The following is a 22218-nucleotide window of genomic DNA, read 5'->3' as shown; positions in this document are numbered from 1 at the left end:
GTATTGATCCAGAGAGATGAGGGTTAGAATTCGTAGCTTACGCTTAAGCGTGTTGTACGAGGCATAATGTAACGGCCATTGGGGGCGTCAGCATTACGTGGGTCGCCTTCGGTAATACCTTGCTCGTTGGTTAAGTTATCAATTGCTAATTGCAGTTTGATCCCTTCCATTGGCTCAAGGATAAAACCTAAGTCAACTTTTTCGTAGCCATCAAGTGTCACGGTGTTTTCATTATTACCAAAGCGGTCATCCACTGCTGACAAAGTACCATAGAGTGTGGCGTACATGCCGTCTACTTCAAAGTCATAGCTTGGTGTTACACGTACTTGCCATTTAGGTTGGCGCTGTGCTTCTTTGCCTTTATTTTTTGGACTTTTCGTGATTTCTGTTTGTTGTAATGTAGTATTTAAATTAACAGAAAAGCCAGATTCATGATTAAAGTTGTAATCAAGTTCAACACCATACGCTTCGTTGGTTAAGATTTCAGCGGGCACGTCTGGGCGACTTACAAAGGTATCGCCTTTGACTTCGTTGGTAAATAAAGTGGCAAAAAAGTCAGTGCTTTGAGTGATCAGTTTATAGCCAAGTTCAGCTTGAGTGACTTCTTTAATGAGTTTCTCGCCGTCTTGGTGGTATGCGACGTAGTTATCTCTAAAATCATCGAAGTATGGCATTTTATAACCACGGTTAACGCGAGCAAATACGCCCATGTCATCATTAATTGAATAGTTTAAACCGGTTGTCCATGAGGTTTTACTCTCATCGTAATCAACGGTTTTATTGATAATACCGTCAAGGCCTTCATCAACACTGTACTGTACATCATGGCTTTCATAACGTAGTCCACCGTCAAGAGTGAGATCTTGGCTTAGCTTGTACTGTGCCGTGGTATAAAAAGCATTAGTGCGTGCATCACCTGATGAATTAATGTCGTAGTTAAAGTCACAGCCTTCGGCGCTTTCATTACAAGTAATATCATTGAGCATTTCACCACCCGCTTCAAGAACATGATAGGCCGTATTGCCTAAGCTCCACCAGTCGTTGGCAGAGGTGCTTGCAGTGTAATAGCCGACAGCAACAGATAGGTCTTCAAATTGCTTTGAAAATGCTAAATCATTAGTAAATGAACTAATTTCTTTGAGTACCACCCAACGACCCACTTGTTGTACGGGTGTATCACTGTCATAAGCTGTGCCTGTCGCGGCGCCTGTTGCAGACTGACCATTATCAGCCACTTCACCTAGTGTTGTTGCGGAGCCTGCGGGCACTAAACCAAGTGTATTAGCATCGCCTTTGGTGATATTAAAGCGGTCTGAAAAACTCCAGCCATTGTCAAATTCAAGTTTAATACTACCGCCAGATACATGGCCATTCCAACCGCGGCCATCGCCAATATCAACTTGGTGCGCGTCATTATTTGGCCCGGTATAAATGGTCGCTTGGCGGTTTAGTGTGCCAAGTTGGGTATATTCAGCATCAATGCCATTAACATTGAGTGGTGTTGGTAAGTACCATGCGCCATGATCGTCTGTTTGGCGAGTGTAGAAATTCATTTCACCGTTTTCGAGTTCTTTGGTGATATTAACCGTAAACTGGCTGCCTTTCTCAGAGGTAAAGCCTGCATCACGAATACCTGGTGAGCTTTTTACATAGCCGCCTACCATAAAATATAGGTCGTCGCTGATTTCGCCACTTAAAACAGCATCAACACGTTGCAAATCGTAATCAGAGGTGGTGTATTTAAATAAGCCTTGAGTATCTTCGCTGCCACGCTTTAAACGAAAGTTGGTTGTTAAGCCCGGTTGGCCGTTAGAAACCACTGGGTTTGGACCACCACGTAATGCTTCCATGGTTTCAATGGTTTCGTCGATTCTAAATAATGATGAGTTTTCTAAAAACGATAATGTTGGTGCTGGGTAAATAGGAGAGCCTTCAAGGCTTAGGGTTAAAAATGGCGCATCACCACCACCAGGAAAACCACGAACAAATACATTAGCGCCAGATTCACCACCCGAGCTTTCAACCCACACACCGGGAACTGCTTTAAATAAGTCCGCAGTACTTTTTGGTGATAGTTTAATTATTTGCTCAGCATCAATATTTGTCACAGCATAGCTGGCATCAATTTTACGAACGCCCATACCTGCAGGTGTGCCAGAAACCACAATGCGTTCAACTTTTTTATCTGTGGTTGTTTGCGCGCTTGTTGCTGGTTGATCTGCAAGCACGGTTTGACTGGATAGCGCTAAAATAATAGCGCAAGCAAGTTTGCTTGGTGTGTGTGTTGTTGTCATGTTGGTATTCCCATTTTTTGTTCGTTATTTAAAAAACTATAAATAACAAAGCACTAACTAATTTAATGAAATGTTAATGCTGTGTTCTTTTAAACCTTAGAACTTTATGCAAACGTTTGCAATTATTTTTTTAACTTTCTGTATTATTTTTATACACGGTTATGTTTATGACTAAATTTAGGCCTTGGCGCAGCCTAATTTTAATAATGATGGTATATTGCAACTTCACGATTTAAGGAAGGCTTCGTACTTAGCAATGAATAACAAACAACTAAAGTTAGCGGATCTAGCCAAGCTTGCTGGAGTATCAACCTCGACTGTTTCTCGTGCGTTAAATGATAACCCATTGATAAAAAAAGAAACTAGAGATAAATTAAAGCAGTTAGCAAAGCAACATAACTTCAGTTTAAATACGGCTGCGAGCCGCCTTCGCTCACAAAAAACCAATGTTGTAGCAGTGATCATAAATTTCGACAGTGGCACTGAGCAATCAATTAACGACCCTTTTTTGCTTAAGGTAGTCGGAGAGATAAACCTCGCGTTGAATAAACAAGGGCTAGAACTTCTACTCTCAAACTCATTTATGGCCGGTGATGACTGGGCTAATTACTTTATCAATAGCCGTCGGGCTGATGGCATTATTGTGGTTGGGCAAGGCAAAGATCCGGCAAACATTGAAGCCGCCGCTAATGCAGGCGTGCCCTTAGTTGTTTGGGGTGACCCAAAAACTCCCAGTAATTATCCCATTGTAGGCAGTGATAACTTTGTTGGGGGTCGTCTTGCTACTGAACACTTATTAGCAGGTGGCGCTAAAAATATTGTATTTTTGGGAGACCCAGGACATGCTGAAATTGGCGAACGTTACCGTGGCTATTTAGCGGCTCTAAATACGGCTAACGCTATAGCACACGTAGTGTCTATCGATATTACTAGTAGCGCAGCATACCACGGGATCAACCAATTACTAGTCGCGAAAGGTTTATGTTTCGACGGCATTATGGCGTGCAGCGATATGGTGGCACTAGGCGCTATGAAAGCGTTAAAAGAGCGCTATATCAGTATTCCTAACGATGTTACGTTAGTTGGTTTTGATGATATTGCCATGGCAGATGTGAGTCACCCATCACTTTCGAGCATTAAACAAAACACTCAGCGAGCCTCAGTATTACTGGTTGAAAAATTATTAGCGCAGTTACAAGGCCAGTCAGCTGAATCGCAAGTTGTTGAAATAGAATTAATTAATCGTCAATCTAGCAAAGGATAAACTGTAGGGTGAGTTAACTCAATTTAGAAATAAAATGCAAACGTTTGCATTTTATTTTGCGCTACACTATGCTAAAAGAAATCAACATCAGGTTAACGTGTATGAACCCAATAAGAATAACCATAGCGTTGGCGTGTAGCTATTTCGTGTTCGCTATTTTACTCAATAGTGTTGGCACCGTAATTTTACAAGCCATCAATAGTTTTGACATAACAAAAACGCAAGCTTCTGTTTTAGAAGGCTATAAAGACCTTACCATAGCAATAGTTTCTTTTATTGTTGCATCATTTATTCCACGACTTGGCTATAAACTGGCCATGCTTGTAGCGTTGGGGTTGGTTGCCTTAATGTGCTTGTTAATGCCCTCAATTGCACAGTTTTATGCGTTCAAAGTATTGTTTGCTGTGATCGGTTGCAGTTTCGCGATTATGAAAGTATCCGTTTACTCGGTTATTGGCCAAGTCACTGATAACGCCAATCAGCACTCAGCATTGCTTAACACCATTGAAGGTATTTTTATGCTTGGGGTGTTATCTGGCTATTGGGTGTTCTCATGGTTTATTGATAGTAGTAATGCGCAAAATACAGCATGGTTGAACGTGTATTATTTGCTGGCTTTGTTAGCGGGTATGGCTTTTATTACAGTGCTTATAGCGCCAATAAAAGCACCTCAAAAAGCAACATTACGTACCAGTCAATTAGCTGCTTTTATTGACATGCTAACACTCACTTATAAACCTCTAGTGGTTATATTTATTATCAGTGCATTTTTATATGTGTTGATTGAGCAAGGGGTAGGGACTTGGTTACCTACTTTTAATAATCAAGTACTTAAGCTGCCAGTTGATATTAGTATTCAATTGGCCAGTGTGTTTGCCGCAGCACTGGCGCTAGGTAGACTAGTGGCGGGGCAGATATTACGCGTTATTGGCTGGTATAGTTTGTTGTTAAGTTGCTTGGTTGCTATGGCCGTGCTGGTGCTACTAGTTTTACCGCTGACTCATGAAATTGATGGCAGCCAAGTAACGAGTGTATTTGATGTGCCTTTTGCAGCATACATGCTGCCGCTCATTGGCTTTTTTATGGCTCCTCTTTACCCATTACTTAACTCTGTGATGCTCAGTGCGTTAGCCGCTCACCAGCAGGCAGCTATGACCGGACTTATCGTGGTTTTTTCAGCATTAGGCGGCACCACTGGTTCAGTAATTACCGGCTTCATCTTTGATAAATTTAGTGGCCAACATGCCTTTTATCTTACCTTGATCCCAATTAGCTTGTTGTTGATCAGTGTAACTTTATTTAAAAAAATGACAGTAAACTTAGGCGCAGTGCCAGAAAAAGGAACGATATGAACTTTGTAAATAGCCAATTATTTTTAGATGTGCAACTGGCGGCTATATTTAGTGACAGTAAAACTTTTGCTGATGCGATTGCTAATGATAGTTGGCAGTTAGCATGCGACCTTTACTTACGCGTTAAACCACTTACTACACCACAGTTAACAGAATTTGTAGCACAGCATTTTACGTTTGAATCAACACAGCTCCCAACTCAGCAAAGCAGCAGCGATAGTGTGCAAAGCTATATTGCTAATTTATGGCCGTATTTGCATCGCAATGCAGACACAGCTAAAGCCAGCTCTTTATTACCACTTAAACACAGCTACATAGTACCGGGTGGGCGCTTTCAAGAAATATATTATTGGGATAGTTATTTTACTGCGTTAGGTTTGCAAGATATTGGCGATATAGACAGTATCGAAGCCATGCTTGCTAATTTTATTGATCTGCAAAATCGTAATGGTTGTATTCCCAATGGCAACCGCAGTTACTATAGTTCTCGCTCGCAGCCTCCTATTCTAGCGCTGATGGTTGATTTAATTTGGCAAGCAAAATACTGTAAAAATAGTGACTTTGCATGGTTAACTGATTGCGTTGTTGCCCTTGAGCAAGAATATACATTTTGGATGCAGGGGGCAGAGCTACTGAGTGAGCAAATATCAAGCCATAAGCGTGTAGTAAAAATGGCAAAAGGTGCATTACTTAACCGTTATTGGGATGATCAAGCAACACCACGGCCAGAATCACTGCGTGAAGATTTGCATGATGCCTCATTACTTCCTGAACAGCAAAGAGCTAATTACTATAGAAATATTAGAGCTGCGTGCGAGTCTGGTTGGGATTTTAGTAGTCGCTGGCTGGGTAATAATAAGCTTACCAGTATTCAAACCACAGATATCATTCCTGTGGACCTCAATAGTTTACTTTATTACCTTGAAAAACAGCTGGGTCATTATTTTGCGGTATTAAACAATACAAATAAGCAACAGTATTTTGAGCAACAAGCAGCTCAAAGACGTGCGGCAATTAATCAGTATTTATTCAGTACTGATATGGGGTTTTTTGTTGATTTTAATTATCAAAGCCAGCAACAATCTACAGTGCTGTCGCTTGCCGCCACCGTCCCATTATTTGTCAATTGTGCCAGCGAAGAGCAGGCGGTGTTGGTTAAAAATAAGCTTATGAGTGACTTTTTAAAACCAGGCGGATTAGTAACAACCCTCAATGAGACTTCCCAGCAATGGGATAGCCCTAATGGTTGGGCACCACTGCAGTGGTTTGCTGTACACGGATTTCACCAGTATGGCTTTGTTGCAGATGCAAACATCATAATGAGCAATTGGTTACAGATGATAGAAAACAGTTTTAAAACCGACCACTGTCTACTCGAAAAATACAATGTTTATGAGCCTGAAAATAGAGCTGGAGGTGGCGAGTACAAAGTGCAGCAAGGCTTTGGTTGGACCAATGGAGTTACTTCTCGATTTTATCATTTAATAAAGTAACAAATTAGTAACAAATGGTTGATTTAAATAGGTTTTATAGTTAAAAGGGTTGACTTTTAAACTACTTGGCAGTCAAGTATCTAGACGTCTAGAATTTTTATTCTCTTTATAAATCAATAGATTTGAGTGAAATAGGTTGAACATTGGAGTTGTTTTAGGTATTGTGAACGAAATGTTTCAAGGACGAGATGCAATGATTCAACCAACCTCCGTATTTATCAAAACCGTATTTAAAATGCCAGTTCGTTCACAGTGTTATCCATACTTAATTAAAACGCTAGATGCATTTTTTAGTAAAGTAAAAATGGACGACAGTCTCCCCCATAATGACAACCGTAATGAGTTTGATCTTTTCTTAATTGATAGCAGCGGCTGCAATTGGCAAAATTTAATACCAGCAGACTTATTAGCCTTAGCCAAAGTGAAACCTGTAATTGTGTTTAATGCGCATTCTGACGCTATTTGTGAAAAAAACTTATTACTTAATAACTTTAAGGGAGTTTTTTATAACAATGATCTTCCTGAAGACGTATTTACCGGATTAATGCGGATCATTAATGATGAACTCTGGTTCAGTCGCAAGATTATTTCTTCTACATTTAATGAAGTGCTCGCCATGGTAAGTCGTTTTGAGCCACATTCTAACTACGATGCTGATAGTGAACATGAAGCACTAGCAAATCTAACCAAACGTGAAAAGTCAGTGATCCATTTACTCGCACAAGGGGCGAATAATCATAGTATCGCAGAGCGGTTAAATATCAGTGATCACACCGTAAAAACACACCTTTATAGCGCATTTAAAAAAACCAACTCACGAAATCGTATTGAGCTATCTAATTGGGCACAGCGCTATATGGCGGTACGGTTACCGTTGCATGACTGACAAATCAAACATAATATACGCCCAATTATAATCAGTAGGATGGACCATTAGTAACTGCATATTTTGTTATATTGTTTCAGGTAAGGCACCTTATCATCCTGTTTGGGAAGACAAGGTGCCTTGGCATTTTTGACTCTGCGCTAGAGGGAGTGGGGCGAACAGGTATGTTTTTGAAATTTATCATCTCACGATTGTGAAAGAGCCGACGACAGTGAGTTTGCAGCTTTAGCCAAACAGATCTCAGAGCACGTATAACCTTTGTTTTATATAGCACTCAATCGGTAATTACCATTGGATTATTTTCCCAACTTAGTTATTGGGCTGAGCCTTTAGGCAATTTAATAGCACTAAGCTTAGGCCAATAATTGGCAAGTTTGTAGTCACGGGGTTAAATGCTTCAACTAAAAGTTGTGGTTGTAGCGCAGCAACAAAGAATAGTAACCCAACTAATGCAATGATATTTAAAACAATGATTATTTTAGATTGATAATATATAAATAGCAGTATAGCGAAGGCGACCTCGCCGACCCCCGCCGATTTAGTGATTAAATAAGACATCGATTCTGAAAAGCCAAGGCTTGCAGTTATTAGTTTTTCAAGCGGGGCAATATGCACAAGTTTTGGAAATATGCCGTGGTATAACCAGCTAAAACTAATGATATATCGGGCAATTTGGACTGATGACATACAGCTTCCTTTTCAAGCAAGATTAATTTTAGAGATTAGCATGTGGCCTTAGTAAATGAATTAACTATTTACCAAAGCAATCATGTTAAGTGTTTAATTAACTACGCTTTGTTGCCCATATGCCTTTATCTATGCCTTTGATGACTAGATCACTGAGTGCTTTTTCAATTGCTTGGGTTACGCAAATACTCATCGGTTCGTTATCACTAAAACCCGCTTCGGCTTCGGCTAAACGTTTATAACTAACATAACGGAAAAACCCTGCGCGCATTTCTTGGCTGAGCACTTTTTTGCTGGTGGCTACGGACAATAATACTTGCCCAGTACGCACGTCTACGGCACGTAAGTAAATCGAGATTGCATCTTCGCGGTAGAGTTCTGACGCGCCGATGCCAAAATATTCCATGCCAAAACCACCGGTTTTTACATTGGTGTCGTAGCTAATTATACCGCCTTCTAAAATGATTTTAGCGGTGGTCAGTGGTGGTAATTCAACAGCATTTGGCTGTTCGGCTTGGGCGGCACGAATAATTTTTCTTTCAGTCAGAATATTTTGCAAACCTTCACGTTCAACCGGAATAAACCAATCAGATTCGTGCAGCGCTTGTATTAAGATGGAATTAGCCCCTTGAGTGACGGCGGTTGAAAATGAACTAACATTGCCTTGCGGTTTATATTGCCCCGTTTGATCACGAAAAGAATATACCGATACGGCGATACTGCCAGCAGGTGTTGGTAACTGTTGAAGTGCTTTAAAGGTTTCAGTGGGGGTTAAACTTGCGGCCAACTGTTGCGAAGGTGGGATCAAATTGCCCATGCTACTGCATGCGGATAATGCCAGGGTAAGTACTGCAATAAATAGCGCTTTCATTTAGCTAAACCTCGGTACTTCAATGACCACGACACTGTTGTCAGTGGTGTTGGTTATTCGCACTGTAATTGAATCTACGGTACTGGTGATCACTTGAATTTCGTAATCACCACTTAAAAAAATTGAATCTTGGTTAAAAATACTTTCATCTATATCTTCACCAAAGGCAATATCAGTGATCTCTCTTACCATGCGGTTTAAGTAGGTACGTTCTAGAGAATCTTGAAATTTCTCAGCGTAGCTTTGTTCAATTATTGGTGCTTTATGTTTATTTTGCGCTTGCGCTTTATTTAATAGCATACTGGCATTGAGTGGACTACCTCCGAAACTTGGATTAATGGGGGTATACACAAGCTCTGTTGCAGATACAGATAAGGGGAGTAATATCATTATAATTGTTGTTATATATTTTCTTGAGTAGGGGGCCATTTTACCATCCATTTTTTGCCATATCGGGCGAAGCTTTATGTAAATTAGAGCGCGCCATCGCATCCATAACACTGTATAAAGCGTGTTCTACACGCTCATCAATAGGCTCCAAGCGACGCCCTAAATAGGTTACATATACAATTTGATTATTCATTACTAAGGTCAGTTTTGTGCCAGCCCGAGGAAGTACGGTCTCTTTTATTTCTATATTAAAACCAGCGGTTGAGGGTAGGTCGCGCCAAAGGTTTGAAAATTCAAAATAAAACTGGTGACCAAAGCGACTAATGCTGCGATCGAGCACTAGGCCATCTATTTCTAATTCGTCAGCGCCTTGAGATAAGTGGCTAAAGGTAGTTAAAAAAAGCAGGCTTAGCGCGGTAATAAGCGTTCTAACTAATGTCATGTTTAATATGGGGGGACGTGCCCCCCAATATCCTTATTCTTGGCTCACAGTTGCTGTGTTGTAATCGCCCACTTGGGTGATCACGACTGAAGTGTTAGAAGCGGTAATAGCACCTTCAACTAAGTTGCCATTGCCTACTTGTGTGACTGTGAAGTTGATGTTGTCACCACCAACGATAAATGCACCCGTATCGATACCTGCTACCATATTCATATCGCCTTGCTGCGAAATATCAATAGAATGGTTGCTGCCTTCCATAACTAAATCAATCGCATTCAGATCGCCACTTTGGCTAAAATCAACGCTATTGTTATTACTATTTAGCACACTTGCAAAGGTTAATGTTGCTTCATTTGTGCTGCCTAATTGACTGATATTAATGTCATTATCGTTTGAAGTAAGCGATGTGTCAGGGTACGAAGATTGAATTAAAGCGGTATTCATGTCACCGGCTTGAGCTAAATCAACGTCGTTGCCTTGACCATTAAAATTAGCGATGTGAGCGCTGTTTTCGTTACCAATTTGAACGCTTGAGAATTCATTGTCAGCGCCAATTGTGCCCAAGTAGGTCTCGTTCATTGAGCCATTTTGCATAACAGTGAGTTCATTGTTATCACCTAATACATCAGCCCCAACTTGATTATTATCTTGTTGTTGATCAACCGAAACTTGATTGTCATTACCGGCAAATAACTCAGATGTGAAGGTATTGGTATTACCTTCTTGGTCGATTGATAGGGTGTTTTCGTTTCCTTCAACACTTGCAAAAGTCGCAGTATTTGAATCACCCGCTTGTTCGATGTCTAAGCTGTTTTCATCGCCGCGAACAGAAGCAACCGTAACGCCGTTGAAATTACCTTCTTGTGCTATTACTACTTCATTCGTATTACCAACGAGTTCAGTAAGTGTAAAAGCGTTAAACAAGCCGTTTTGAGTAACTTCAATGGTGTTTTCGTCACCACTAATAGTTGCCAGCGTTGCTTCATTTAAAAGGCCTGCTTGAGATGCGCTAATTTTGTTGCTATTACCTTGCAAATCCAAATTATAAAACCAATGGCCGCCATCTTGCTGAGTAACTGCAATGTCGTTAGCATCACCTTGAACTACGTTAATCGCTTCGTTATTAATACCAAAAAAGCCCGTGCCAAACTGCGCAACATTGACTGAGTTATCATCGCCTGTTATGTCTGATAGAGCGCCATTAACTTCACCATCTTGGCTGTGACTTAGGGTGTTGTTATCGCCTATTACGTACGTTAAAGACAAGTTTTGAATTTGTTTTTGATCAACATTAATGCTGTTGTTATCGCCTAAACTTGTTACGTTTGCTTCAAGGCCATCACCTTGTTGCGTGACCATTACATCGTTACCCATACCTTGCAATGATGTTTGTTCAATAGTGAGGACATTGCCTACCGCAGTAGTTGACACTTGACTTGCTAATACAGAGGTTGATTGGTTTTTATCGTCGATATTTGCGTGTGCAACAAAGCTTGAACTTAATGCAACTGTGATTGCACATGTCAATAAAGATTTATTTAACTTCATGATTTTTCCTTAACTTATAATTATTAGAGCAGTCATTAATGGGTTGTGGATACCTTAATGTTCTGCATAGTTTGTTCGGCATGCCTTGCCGATTTAAGTTTTGTGATATCAAGAGCAAAAAGCTCACTCATACAAAAGTGAGTGAAGAATTATATTGATATGCAGTGTTGTGTTTTATGCAATTAATGCTTTTTTACTTACGCACTGCTACCAATTGACGGTTAACTTTATTGTGTAAACGTAATATTCGAAATCATCTCTTTTTATGATTTTTAATCTACTTTCTTTTCAATTGCTTACTTGTTTTCCACCGTAATCAGCTTGGAATGTTGAATAATCTGGTAATAAAAGATGAGGCGAGTAAGGCATCTACTGAGCGCTAATTACTCATAAAAACGATTGTGTTGTTAATAAATTGACCGTTAAAAACAGTGTTAAAGACTGGTTTTTTAGTAATTTATTGAATTTTTCTTGTCTGGTTTTGGTTTTCTCTGTCATTTATGGTGCTTGCCAGTGATATTTCAAAAGTAGTGAAGTTAGCGAAACTTAGTAACAAAGCTAAGTTAATATTTCTAACTATGGATACAAAATATGAAAACTAAATTATCTATTTTAAGCTTGGCTATTTTGCCATGTTTAGCTGCAGCACAAGTAACAACCATTGCTGCAGAGCCTTCAGCACGAGCTTCTCAAGACTCATTGCTTGTTATGTATAAAAAAGGCACTTCTGTGGCAATGCGTAGTCAAGCCCGCAGTTTAGTAAAAGCTAAAGTAAGTGATTTAAATAAAGATGGTGTTGATGACAACTATTCGTCGATTTTATCTGGTCGTCTAGCTAAGTTTGAAGTAACTGGCATGAGCACCAAGCAAGCAATTAAATTACTGCAAACACATGCAGCGGTTGAATATGTTGAGCCAGATTATCGCGTGAGCATTGCTACGGCTCCTAATGACCCTGATTTTTCAAAGTTGTGGGGATTACACAATGAAGGCCAATCTGGTGGAACGGCCGATGCGGATATAGATGCACTCGAAGCATGGTCAATTACAACAGGTGGTAAAGATGTCGTTGTGGGCGTTATCGATACTGGTGTAGATCACAGTCATAGTGATTTAACGGCAAATATGTGGATAAATCCGAATGAAATCGCAGGCGATGGCATCGATAATGATGGTAATGGCTACATTGATGACGTGCATGGTATTAATGCCATTACAAATGTTGGCGATCCAATGGATGACCAAGGTCACGGTACGCATGTCTCAGGGACAATCGGCGCTGCAGGTAATAACAATAATGGTGTTGTGGGTGTTAATCATGAAGCGGCGATTGTTGGTTGTAAGTTCTTAGATGCATCAGGCAGTGGCTCTACATCCGACGCTATTAAGTGTATTGACTATATGGTGAGTCTGAAAAATGCGGGTGTAAATGTTCGCGTACTAAATAATAGTTGGGGCGGTGGTGGCTTTAGCCAAGCGCTTGCTGATGCGATAACCGCCAGCGAACAAGCTGACATTTTATTTGTTGCCGCTGCAGGTAATGACGCCGTTGATAATGATCAAAATCCACATTATCCATCCAATTATGAGCATGAAAGCGTGTTGTCAGTGGCCAGCACTGATCGTAACGATAATATGTCAGACTTTTCACAGTGGGGTTTAACCAGTGTTGATTTAGCCGCACCAGGGAGCGCTATTTTATCAACCGTACCGGGTAATGGTTATGCCACTTACTCTGGTACATCAATGGCCACACCGCATGTTGCGGGTGTCGCTGCTTTGGTACTATCACTCAATCCTGACTTATCAACAAGTGAGCTTAAACAGCTGCTTATGGATAGTGGCGATGATAATGCACAACTGGCAGGGAAGACCGTATCGGGCAAACGCTTAAACGCTAATCAAGCTCTTGAGCAGGCAGACCCTACACCAAGCTTTAAACTATCTGTTACACCAACAGCTCAGCAGATCACTGCCGGTGAAACGGCAACATATACATTTGAAATTGGCTCAATTGCCCAGTGGCAAGGGGTTGTAGATCTTGAATTAATTGGCGATTTAGCTGGTGCTAGTTTATCAGCAAACACTGCAACGCCTGGTGATGTGGTGATACTTAGTGTGCCAACTCAAGAGTCAACACAATGGGGGCGCTATGACTTTAGCGTAAATGCATCTTCTGGCGAGTTGGCTAAGCAGAAGTCAGTAAGCTTATTAGTTGATCCTGTTGGCTTAAATGATTTTACCTATACGAATGATACCGCAGTAGCAATCCCCGATAACAATGTTGACGGTGTTGATTCTGTGATCACCGTAAATGATCCACTGACTGTTTTTGCAACTCAAGCGAGTATTGATATTTCACATACTTACATTGGTGATTTAATCGTTACGTTAACTTCGCCTAGCGGAACAAGCTCTACATTACATAGTCAATCAGGCGGTAGCGCAGATGATATAGTTCAAAGCTACTCTTTAGCTGATTTTAATGGTGAAGTGGCAACGGGTGATTGGGTATTACATATTGAAGATACCTATGCAGCAGATACAGGTACGCTGAATAATTGGTCACTTACATTTAGTGCCATTGGTGAAGTCAGCCCGCAGCCACCAGAGGCCGGTTTTGAGTTTGATGCACAAGGTCTTTCTGTGAGCTTTACAGACAGCAGCCGTGATGCAAATGATGATATCACGCAGTGGAGCTGGGACTTTGGTGATGGTGCAACGTCAACCGATGCAAGCCCCGCTCATACCTATGCACAAGCAGGTAATTATGACGTTAGCCTTACGGTTACTGATAGCGAAGGCAATACTGATACAACAACGCAAACCGTGGTTGTGAGTGATGTTGAGATAGAGTTGAGTTTGGTACGTGCCAATAAAACACGCCTTAATACTATGCGTGTTGATCTTAGCTGGGAACAAGTGGGTGCTCAGTCACTTAATGTATATCGTAATGGTGAGTTTGTAGGAACAACGACTGATAACGGCCGTCACCGTGACTTCTTACGTAATGCAACTTTGCCAGCCTATGATTACCAAGTTTGTGTTACAGCAGATGTATGTTCAAATATCGTAACAGTGACATTTGAATAAGTGCACTTAACATTTAAATAATTCCCCGTGAAGTCCCAAGCCTTGCTGTTCCCCTGCAAGGCTTTTTTATTGCCTACTATATTGTTCCTGATAGTTAAACTCGGCACTTCAAACATCTAATAATATTATCAGATAGTCGTATTGTGGATTTTAACAGGCTCTGCTAACGTTCAACGATTACCCATAGTTTGAAATTCGGGGCGACTGACAACGCGCTCTATAATACAAAAAGAGAAACGTGCTTATGATCATCTTTTTTATCTGCCTGACTATTTTAATATTAGGTTACAAGTTCTACAGTCCCTTTGTAGAAAAACAAGCTGGTATGGACGCCACCATTGATACACCACAAAAACGCTTTAGCGAAGGTGTTGACTATGTTGCAATTCATCCTGTTCGTGCGTTTTTAATTCAGTTTTTAAATATTGCAGGGGTAGGCCCAATATTTGGCCCTATTCTAGGTGCTCTATATGGACCAATTGCTTTGGTCTGGATCGTACTCGGTAATGTATTAGGTGGAGCTGTACACGACTTTTACTCAGGTGTTATGAGTATCAAAGAGGATGGCAAAAGCTTACCAGAAATTGCAGGTAAATATTATAACGTTGTATTTAAAGGCTTGATGTTAATATTTACGGCGATGTTACTGTTTTTTGTCGGCGTGGTATTCATAATGAGCCCCGCTGGATTATTAAGTAACTTAGACGTATTTAAAGATACTATATTTGCCAATAATACCTTTTGGGTTTTGGCAATTTTGGCCTATTATTTTTTAGCTACTTTACTGCCAATTGATAAAATCATTACTAAATTTTACCCTGTTTTTGGTTTATTAATGATTGTGATGACAGTTGCAATTGCTGTATCACTGTTAATTAATGCGCCGCATTTACCAGTAGCAGGTGATTTTTTAGCGTATTTTGAAGCTGATCATGCCCACGACTTTTTAACTCCAAATCCAGATGGATTACCTACTTGGCCATTATTGTTTATTACCATAACCTGTGGTGCGATTAGTGGTTTTCACTCTACGCAAGCACCAATTATTGCACGTTGCTTAACTAACGAAAAATACGTTCGTCCAGTTTATTATGGCGCAATGATGTGTGAAGGTATTGTTGGTTGTGTATGGGCACTGGCTGGTATTGCTGCGTTCCCAGAAGGCTATGCAGGTTTAAAAGCAATGCTTGATTTAGGCGGCCCAGGTTTAGTGGTTAATCATATAGCAAACAGTTATTTAGGTGTGTTTGGTGGAATTATGGCGATTATTGCAGTAGCAGTATTCCCAATTACCTCAGGTGATACGGCGTTTCGTTCACTGCGCTTAACCGTGGTTGATGCGTTTAATATTCCGCAAAGTTTGCGTAATCGTTTATTGCTTGCGGTGCCAATTTTAGCAATCGCATACTTTATGACAAAACTCGATTTCTCTGTTATTTGGCGCTACTTCGCATTTTCAAACATGCTGCTTTCTACGAGTGTGTTATGGCTTGCGACTAAGTACTTATTTGACCGTGGAACATTCCATTGGATTGCGAGTATTCCTGCAGTAATAGCTACAGCCGTTACGTTATCGTACATCATGACCGCTGCAATTGGCCTTAACTTATCAAGTGATATGGGCAAACCAATTGGTGTTGTGGTTGCTGTGGTAGGATTTATTGCACTAGCTATAGTACATTCAAAACATAAAGTGCGTGTAAATTAATACACTGCAGTGTATTAATGACGTAACAAGCGAGCTGTAAAGCTCGCTTTTTTTTATAGTTCTAAAGTGACGTAATGCCTGTTAGAAAATGGCTTGTTCAAAGTAACTAATATCGTCAAGGGTGTTACTGATCATCATCGCGCCCTCTAATAAACTCACTGTTTTAATCGCGGCACGTTCAGGATTAAGCTCTCCATTTATTTTATGTGCTTGAGTTAACCAGGCTAAGTTTTTAATGAAAAAGCGTTTTACTTCATCGCGCACTTTATCAGGAAGACTGTCACTTTGTGCGCCAAGTAAACCACATAAACACATCTTTTTATCTATAACTAACGCGTTTGTAAATAATTGCGTGTAAATATCAATAGGGTTTTTACCGTTTGCTTTGTGTGCCTCCGGTTCGCCAAGCACAGCGATAAAGGCATCCGTATATTGATGCGCGAGTTCAGCACCTAAATCAGCTTTGGTTGGAAAATGATAATGCACACTCGCACTTTTAATACCAATTTCATTCGCCAACTCTCTAAAGCTAAAATTGCTATAGCCACCAAGTCTAACCTTATTTTCTGCTGCTTTTAACAGGGCTGCTTTTTTTGTCATTTTAAAACTTCCTTCATATCGCTGCAAAAAATTATCAACCAGTAGGTAGTTATTTTCAAGCTCTTTTATTTTTAGTTTGCAAAGATCGAGATCTTAATATAAGTTACCTATCAGTAGGTAGGCGGGCTTGATCTTACCAATATTAGTTCAAACTGTGGTTAAAAATATAAAGAGATAATTATGAAAATTTATGACGTAGAAAACTTTCCTAATCCATTACGTGTACGTATTGCTCTTGCTGAAAAAAATGCGACTGACAAAGTTGAATTTGTTGCTGTTGATTTATTAAATGGTGAGCATCGTACTGAAGCCTTTTTAGCTAAAAACCCCTTAGCAGGCGTGCCTGTTTTAGAGCTAGATGACGGGACATATATAGCGGAATGCACCGCGATTACTGAATATATTGATACCACTTTTGCTGGCCCTTCATTAACGGGTATTGAGGCAAAAGAACGCGCGGTGATTAATATGATGCAAAAGCGTGCGGAGTCAATGGTCCTTGATGCGGTAGCCAGTTACTTTCATCATGCAACGGATGGTTTAGGCCCAGCACTTGAAACCTATCAAAATGTTGCTTGGGGAGCAAAGCAAGGTGAAAAAGCGCACCAAGGTTTTGTTTATTTTAATACAGTGTTAGCCAATTCTGCTTATGTTGCCGGTGAGCAATTTACTGTTGCAGATATTACTTTGTACGCCGGTCTGGTGTTTGCAGGCTTTGCACAAATTGTTATTCCAAGTGAGCTATCACATTTAATTGCATGGCAACAAAAGGTCGCGCAGCGTCCAAGTATTGCTAAATAGATTTATAATTTGGAGGCAAATATGAAAATTGCAGCAGACTTTAGCAAACGTGTTGTCGTGCACAGTGAATCACTCGAGTGGATAGCGTCACCGATGGCGGGTGTTGATAGGCGTCCACTTGATAGAGTAGGCGATGAGGTTGCACGCGCAACCAGCATTGTACGTTATGCGCCAAATAGCCATTTTTCTGCCCATACACATACCGGCGGTGAAGAATTTATTGTGCTTGAAGGTGTTTTTCAAGATGAACATGGTGATTTCCCCAAGGGTTCTTATATTCGTAATCCGCCCGAATCAAAGCATACTCCAGGCTCCGAAAGCGGCTGCGTTATATTTGTAAAATTATGGCAGTTTCAGCCAGAGGACAGAGAGCATGTACGTTTACAAACTAATACCATGCAAGGTGTTCCTCACGCTGAGTTTAGTGATGTAAATGTAGCTCCTCTTTATAAAGACGCCTTTGAAGAGGTGAGTTTAATGCATTTTAAAGCGAACGCCGAGATAGCGATAAATGCACCCGGTGGGGCTGAGCTTTTAGTACTTGAAGGTTCACTTGAAGAGCAGGGCGATACACTTGTAAAAAACAGTTGGTTAAGAGTTCCCATAAACAGCATGGTTAATGCTAAAGCAGGCAGTGAAGGCGCAAAAGTTTGGCTTAAAACAGGTCATTTAACGGATGCAGATAAGCAAATTCATCGCTTGGAAAACCCTTAAAGCTTATATAAAAAGTGAGCAAATGCTCACTTTTTACTTTTCCAGCTGTATTTTGATTTGCTTCATAATTTATTAATCTAACTTAACGTATTCTCAAACCTTAACGTATAAATGAGACTAAGTTATGACACATTTAAACCATGGTTTATCTATTGATATTGAAGGCGCAGGCCGTGAGTTTTTCTTAACCTTAAAAGCGGTTGGCAAGCTTACTCACGAAGATTATAAAACCATCCCCCCGATGATTGATTCAGCCTTATCGCAAGTAAAACAGCCAATAATAAATGTACTCATTGATAGTATCGAGTTTCAGGGCGGTGGCTTTAGAGCCGCATGGGATGATTTAAAGTTAGGTATAAAACACAATAAAGAGCTGAAAAAAGTTGCTATTTATGGCAATAAAAAATGGCAGTCCAATATTGCTAAAATAGGAAACCGCGTTGTATCAGGTGAAATGGCCTATTTTGAAAATGCGACAGCTGCAATTGAGTGGCTAGAAGAGTAGGGTATTTATAAAATACTGTAAATACCAAGCGCTGTTATTGTTTCATGCCAGTCAATACTAATTAACTGGCATTAACATGGGCTTTAATCTTTTAAACTACATCAACTAACATTGGTAATGCGGGAAATGCTCCCTTGGCTAAACAGGCTTTTGAACCACAGCGAAGGCCGAAATTTAAAGCGCGTTTTACTATTTGCTGATTGTTGAGTTTATCCGTGAGCAATATATTTTCATCATTATGATTTAAATAATACAAAACCCCGGCAATAAACGCATCGCCCGCACTGGTGGTATCAACCGCCGTAATAATTGGTGCAGCTTCAGTAAATGCAAATGCGTTATGGTAAACGGTTGCAGGCGCGGGACCATCGGTTAAAAACACTAAGCTAACATCCGTATCTAGAATCGATTGCAAGTAATCATCAGGTGTTTGCTGTGTTTGCTCAGCTAAAAAATTTAGCTCATCCCGCGATAGCTTAACTATATCGCAATAGGCGTAACACGCGTGTACATTTTGCTCAATGTCATTGCTATTTTGCCACAAGCTATAGCGTAAATTCACATCAAAGCTGACTAGCTTATGGTTCTTTTTAGCCAGCTTTAAAGCATTGATCGTGGTGCGCGCAATGGCTAAATTAGTTAACGTGTTGGAACAAAAGTGTAGGGTACTCAATTCATCCCATTTGATATGGTTTAAATGCTCACTCGTTAACAGTAAATCGGCGGTATTGTGGCGATAAAAATTAAAGCTGCGTTCACCGGTTTCATCCAAACTGACAATAACCACGGCCGTTTGAGAGTCTTTAATTGTAAATAAGTACTCTGTACTTACCTTATATTGCGCAAGCGATTTACTTAATTGTTTAGCAAAATAGTCATCGCCCATACCGCCACAAAAAGCCGCTTTGCCGCCCAGTTTGGCATAACCTACCGCTACATTGGCAGGAGCGCCGCCAGCAATGGGTAAATAAGCACTGTTTTGAGAATCTTGCGGCAGCATATCAATAAGCAGCTCGCCAAGGCTAAGTAATTTGGTCATATTGTAAATCCTAAAAAACCTAGCAAGGGCTAGGTCAAAAGTAGTGGGAGAGTCTTTCAAGGTAAATAGATGTTAGGAGATCAAGCGCTGAAAATACATTATTCAGCGCTTAAAAATACTAAAGCTCGGTTAATTAAATAGGTATTTAAGTGTTAGTGACGTTGTACGGCCGTTAATAGTGCGGGCACGAATAATATTATTATCTGGGATAGAACTTTCTTCGGCTTCAGTAATACCGACTGTATCAAATAGGTTATTTACATTAAGCGCGATGCTAAGGTTTTCAGATAAATCGTAGCTTACAAAGCCATTTACTTGGGTGTAACCATCAAATTTAAGGTCGTTGTTGTCTTGAGCGTATGCATCGGTAGTACCAATAAAGCTTACACCAGCTGCACCTTTCTCGTAGCTATAACGCGCCATTAGTGAGTAAATTAAATCTGCTTGGCGTCGAGGCGTATTACCTTCTACTTCCGGTGTTAGTGCATCTTTAACGATTTCAGCATCGGTCCAGGTTAAGTTACCGCGAAAATCCCACGCATCGATGAAGTAAGTTGATTCAATCTCAATCCCTTTGGCTTCGTATTCACGGTCGAAAAAGGTTTGTGATGTAGCTTCAAAATTTTGCTCTTCAGTTTCTGCATAAAAAGCAGTTGCAAATACAGAGAAGGAATCAAAACGTTTTTTAACCCCAAACTCATATTGATTAACTTCATCTACAGCATCTTCTTTCGCAACAGAGCCATCTGCACGTACTTTACCAAATAAAAGTCGGTCAGCATTCGCTCGTCCGCCTTTACTGATACGAGCAAATGTTGCCAGACTTGGGTCAATTTGATAGTTAGCACCAATTGAATAAGATGTGTAGTTCCAGTCGTAGTTAACTGGGCTGGCATTAGTAATATCAATGCCTGCAACATTTTGTTCAGGAACGGATATTTCACCATCACGATTCATATCAACTGTAGAGGTTACTGCACCTGCGTAATTACCGCGAGCTTCGCCACTATCGTAACGGGCACTTGCATCAATACTTACATCGCCAAGTTTTGTAGAAAATGCAACGTACGGGGCGCGAGTGTCGTATTCTGTGTCGTAATCACGCTGACAACAGTTACCCCAAAAAGGTGTTCCGTATGCGTATAAACCATTTTCAGAAAACTCAGTACCATCGGCAGCTGTGACATTTAATAAGGCTGCGTTATCGCCCTTAAGCTCCATTAGATAAGAGTTCCATAACCACGACATGGCAATGTTTTGCGTTGATGCGTAGTAACCAAACGTAATGCTGGTGTCGTCATCGAGCGATTTAGTCAATTTAAAGTCGTTCACAATAGAGTCAAAGTCGTTCATTGTGACGTCAAACGTATGAATACGCATTGCTAAATTGTCTTTAAATGCAGCCCCAGTATTTGCATTGCTGAGTGTTGCACCTGCGCCGCCAATACTTTCTGCAATCGACGTTGCACTGCCTACTTCAGCAGGAATAAGTGAATTAAAGTTACCGCTTACAGATGATTTACGAAAACGGTTTTCGATACGCCAATCATTATCTAAGTCAAATACTGCTTCAAAGCCAATTGAGTCAACGTTAGGGTTCATACCGTCGCGAATATCGCCACTGCTAATTTGGTTTTCGCCGTTTAGACGCACTGTTTTTGTAAATAATGCCGAGTGTGGTGTATCCGATTGTGCGTCAAACCCAGGGATAGAATCGCCATTTGCATACATTGGCATCGGTAAGTAACCTACGCTTTTATCATCTAAATGCTTGTAATAAATTCGAACATAGCCTTTTTCAAAATCTTTGGTTAGGTTGGCTTTAATTTGCCCGCCTTTATTTGATGTGTAACCTGTTTCGCGTGGACCTTCACCTTGGCGAACAAAGCCACCGACATGAAAACGTACACTATCGCTTAGGTAAGTACCGTATTCAAAGTCTGTACGAACGCTATCGTAATCGAGGCCCAGAGTAGTTGATACGCTGCCTGATTCGTTTTCACCATTTTTAGAAATAAAGTTAATAATGCCACCAGGTGCATTACTTGCAGCCGTCGATGCTGAGCCGCCACGAATTGATTCGATTGTTTGTACGGTATTATCTAAGCGCATAAAAATATCAGCGTTACCAAAAGCGATATCACCGTATTGCAGTACAGGTAAACCGTCTTCTTGTAATTGTAAAAATTTCGCACCGCCAGATGCCACAGGTAAACCACGCACAGCAATGTTTGCGTTACCTTCACCACCGGTCGATTCTGCGCGAATACCCGGAATGATTCTAAACGCCTCAGCGGTTGAGCGAGGTGTAGACACTTCAACCTGTTCAAGCGACAAGCTACTGACTGATACGCTTGATGCCATAATCGTTGTACGACGTGGTACACCAGTTACAACGATTGTTTCAAGACCTTTGTTAGCTTGTACTTGAGAATTTTGATCTTGTTGTTGCGCATGTACGCCTTGGCTTACGGCAAGTGCTAATGCACTGATTAAATATAAAGGTGTGTTGTGTGTTGTCATGGTTACGC

The 22218-nt window shown here is 40.6% G+C and carries 18 protein-coding genes; 9 read left to right on the top strand and 9 right to left on the bottom strand.

What is annotated here, in order from left to right; genetic code table 11:
- Window positions 1-23 precede the first annotated feature (23 nt).
- Window positions 24-2294, bottom strand: coding sequence for a TonB-dependent receptor (locus tag H5201_RS01460; protein ID WP_182767330.1), 2271 nt, complete (start codon window positions 2292-2294; stop codon window positions 24-26).
- Between the two features lie 256 nt (window positions 2295-2550).
- On the opposite strand from H5201_RS01460, the gene H5201_RS01455 reads away from it, so the two are divergent.
- The 4 genes from H5201_RS01455 to H5201_RS01440 all read left to right on the top strand — a co-directional run bounded on the left by H5201_RS01455 (window position 2551) and on the right by H5201_RS01440 (window position 7289).
- Window positions 2551-3558 carry a LacI family DNA-binding transcriptional regulator gene (locus H5201_RS01455; protein ID WP_182717638.1) on the top strand — a complete coding sequence of 336 codons (1008 nt, stop codon included), beginning with the start codon at window positions 2551-2553 and terminating at the stop codon, window positions 3556-3558.
- A gap of 101 nt (window positions 3559-3659) precedes the next feature.
- On the top strand, window positions 3660-4910 hold the full coding sequence (locus H5201_RS01450) for a sugar MFS transporter (protein ID WP_182717637.1): 1251 nt from the start codon (window positions 3660-3662) through the stop codon (window positions 4908-4910).
- Window positions 4907-6403, top strand: a complete 1497-nt coding sequence (locus H5201_RS01445; RefSeq protein WP_182783558.1) for a trehalase family glycosidase — start codon at window positions 4907-4909, stop codon at window positions 6401-6403. Before H5201_RS01450 ends, H5201_RS01445 begins: the two co-directional genes overlap by 4 nt.
- 172 nt (window positions 6404-6575) lie before the next feature.
- Window positions 6576-7289 carry a LuxR C-terminal-related transcriptional regulator gene (locus H5201_RS01440; RefSeq protein ID WP_310736214.1) on the top strand — a complete coding sequence of 238 codons (714 nt, stop codon included), beginning with the start codon at window positions 6576-6578 and terminating at the stop codon, window positions 7287-7289.
- 309 nt (window positions 7290-7598) lie between these two features.
- On the opposite strand, the gene H5201_RS01435 is transcribed toward H5201_RS01440, so the two are convergent.
- From H5201_RS01435 to H5201_RS01415, 5 genes are all read right to left on the bottom strand, one after another.
- Window positions 7599-7976, bottom strand: a complete 378-nt coding sequence (locus H5201_RS01435; protein WP_182767329.1) for a DoxX-like family protein — start codon at window positions 7974-7976, stop codon at window positions 7599-7601.
- 97 nt (window positions 7977-8073) lie between these two features.
- Window positions 8074-8847: a CsgG/HfaB family protein gene (locus H5201_RS01430; protein WP_145234530.1), complete on the bottom strand. Its 774-nt coding sequence runs from the start codon at window positions 8845-8847 to the stop codon at window positions 8074-8076.
- The gene (locus H5201_RS01425) at window positions 8848-9288 is read right to left on the bottom strand and encodes a curli assembly protein CsgF (protein WP_149981821.1); all 441 of its coding nucleotides are present in this window, start codon (window positions 9286-9288) and stop codon (window positions 8848-8850) included.
- On the bottom strand, window positions 9278-9679 hold the full coding sequence (locus tag H5201_RS01420; RefSeq protein ID WP_145234525.1) for a curli production assembly/transport protein CsgE: 402 nt from the start codon (window positions 9677-9679) through the stop codon (window positions 9278-9280). The genes H5201_RS01425 and H5201_RS01420 overlap by 11 nt, the downstream gene beginning before the upstream one ends.
- A gap of 33 nt (window positions 9680-9712) precedes the next feature.
- On the bottom strand, window positions 9713-11227 hold the full coding sequence (locus H5201_RS01415) for a curlin (RefSeq protein ID WP_182783557.1): 1515 nt from the start codon (window positions 11225-11227) through the stop codon (window positions 9713-9715).
- Between the two features lie 591 nt (window positions 11228-11818).
- On the opposite strand from H5201_RS01415, the gene H5201_RS01410 reads away from it, so the two are divergent.
- Together H5201_RS01410 and H5201_RS01405 are read left to right on the top strand one after the other, a co-directional pair.
- Entirely contained in the window at window positions 11819-14320 is a 2502-nt protein-coding gene (locus H5201_RS01410) for a S8 family serine peptidase (protein WP_182717633.1), read from the top strand.
- Between the two features lie 244 nt (window positions 14321-14564).
- Window positions 14565-16028: a carbon starvation protein A gene (locus H5201_RS01405; RefSeq protein ID WP_182783555.1), complete on the top strand. Its 1464-nt coding sequence runs from the start codon at window positions 14565-14567 to the stop codon at window positions 16026-16028.
- Between the two features lie 81 nt (window positions 16029-16109).
- Here the strand turns inward: H5201_RS01405 and H5201_RS01400 are convergent, their stop codons facing one another.
- Window positions 16110-16628, bottom strand: a complete 519-nt coding sequence (locus tag H5201_RS01400; protein WP_182717632.1) for a TetR/AcrR family transcriptional regulator — start codon at window positions 16626-16628, stop codon at window positions 16110-16112.
- A gap of 180 nt (window positions 16629-16808) precedes the next feature.
- On the opposite strand from H5201_RS01400, the gene H5201_RS01395 reads away from it, so the two are divergent.
- From H5201_RS01395 to H5201_RS01385, 3 genes are all read left to right on the top strand, one after another.
- Window positions 16809-17429, top strand: coding sequence for a glutathione S-transferase family protein (locus tag H5201_RS01395; protein ID WP_182717631.1), 621 nt, complete (start codon window positions 16809-16811; stop codon window positions 17427-17429).
- Window positions 17430-17450: 21 nt separating this feature from the next.
- On the top strand, window positions 17451-18143 hold the full coding sequence (locus tag H5201_RS01390; protein WP_182717630.1) for a cupin domain-containing protein: 693 nt from the start codon (window positions 17451-17453) through the stop codon (window positions 18141-18143).
- 124 nt (window positions 18144-18267) lie between these two features.
- Window positions 18268-18648, top strand: a complete 381-nt coding sequence (locus H5201_RS01385) for an STAS/SEC14 domain-containing protein (protein ID WP_182739483.1) — start codon at window positions 18268-18270, stop codon at window positions 18646-18648.
- Window positions 18649-18739: 91 nt separating this feature from the next.
- Here the strand turns inward: H5201_RS01385 and H5201_RS01380 are convergent, their stop codons facing one another.
- Both H5201_RS01380 and H5201_RS01375 read right to left on the bottom strand, forming a co-directional pair.
- The gene (locus tag H5201_RS01380) at window positions 18740-19687 is read right to left on the bottom strand and encodes a carbohydrate kinase (protein WP_182717628.1); all 948 of its coding nucleotides are present in this window, start codon (window positions 19685-19687) and stop codon (window positions 18740-18742) included.
- Window positions 19688-19816: 129 nt separating this feature from the next.
- Window positions 19817-22210: a TonB-dependent receptor domain-containing protein gene (locus H5201_RS01375; protein WP_182783553.1), complete on the bottom strand. Its 2394-nt coding sequence runs from the start codon at window positions 22208-22210 to the stop codon at window positions 19817-19819.
- Between the last annotated feature and the right edge of the window lie 8 nt (window positions 22211-22218).

Source organism: Pseudoalteromonas sp. SG43-6, assembly GCF_014164365.1.
Lineage (GTDB): Bacteria > Pseudomonadota > Gammaproteobacteria > Enterobacterales > Alteromonadaceae > Pseudoalteromonas > Pseudoalteromonas rhizosphaerae.
This window is presented reverse-complemented; position numbering and strand designations above follow the sequence as displayed.

Excerpts from the sequence above, each read along its gene's own strand:
- H5201_RS01460 (WP_182767330.1), bottom strand. The coding sequence starts at position 2,294 with ATGACAACAACACACACACCAAGCAAACTTGCTTGCGCTATTATTTTA.
- H5201_RS01455 (WP_182717638.1), top strand. The coding sequence starts at position 2,551 with ATGAATAACAAACAACTAAAGTTAGCGGATCTAGCCAAGCTTGCTGGA.
- H5201_RS01450 (WP_182717637.1), top strand. The coding sequence starts at position 3,660 with ATGAACCCAATAAGAATAACCATAGCGTTGGCGTGTAGCTATTTCGTG.
- H5201_RS01445 (WP_182783558.1), top strand. The coding sequence starts at position 4,907 with ATGAACTTTGTAAATAGCCAATTATTTTTAGATGTGCAACTGGCGGCT.
- H5201_RS01440 (WP_310736214.1), top strand. The coding sequence starts at position 6,576 with ATGTTTCAAGGACGAGATGCAATGATTCAACCAACCTCCGTATTTATC.
- H5201_RS01435 (WP_182767329.1), bottom strand. The coding sequence starts at position 7,976 with ATGTCATCAGTCCAAATTGCCCGATATATCATTAGTTTTAGCTGGTTA.
- H5201_RS01430 (WP_145234530.1), bottom strand. The coding sequence starts at position 8,847 with ATGAAAGCGCTATTTATTGCAGTACTTACCCTGGCATTATCCGCATGC.
- H5201_RS01425 (WP_149981821.1), bottom strand. The coding sequence starts at position 9,288 with ATGGATGGTAAAATGGCCCCCTACTCAAGAAAATATATAACAACAATT.
- H5201_RS01420 (WP_145234525.1), bottom strand. The coding sequence starts at position 9,679 with ATGACATTAGTTAGAACGCTTATTACCGCGCTAAGCCTGCTTTTTTTA.
- H5201_RS01415 (WP_182783557.1), bottom strand. The coding sequence starts at position 11,227 with ATGAAGTTAAATAAATCTTTATTGACATGTGCAATCACAGTTGCATTA.
- H5201_RS01410 (WP_182717633.1), top strand. The coding sequence starts at position 11,819 with ATGAAAACTAAATTATCTATTTTAAGCTTGGCTATTTTGCCATGTTTA.
- H5201_RS01405 (WP_182783555.1), top strand. The coding sequence starts at position 14,565 with ATGATCATCTTTTTTATCTGCCTGACTATTTTAATATTAGGTTACAAG.
- H5201_RS01400 (WP_182717632.1), bottom strand. The coding sequence starts at position 16,628 with ATGACAAAAAAAGCAGCCCTGTTAAAAGCAGCAGAAAATAAGGTTAGA.
- H5201_RS01395 (WP_182717631.1), top strand. The coding sequence starts at position 16,809 with ATGAAAATTTATGACGTAGAAAACTTTCCTAATCCATTACGTGTACGT.
- H5201_RS01390 (WP_182717630.1), top strand. The coding sequence starts at position 17,451 with ATGAAAATTGCAGCAGACTTTAGCAAACGTGTTGTCGTGCACAGTGAA.
- H5201_RS01385 (WP_182739483.1), top strand. The coding sequence starts at position 18,268 with ATGACACATTTAAACCATGGTTTATCTATTGATATTGAAGGCGCAGGC.
- H5201_RS01380 (WP_182717628.1), bottom strand. The coding sequence starts at position 19,687 with ATGACCAAATTACTTAGCCTTGGCGAGCTGCTTATTGATATGCTGCCG.
- H5201_RS01375 (WP_182783553.1), bottom strand. The coding sequence starts at position 22,210 with ATGACAACACACAACACACCTTTATATTTAATCAGTGCATTAGCACTT.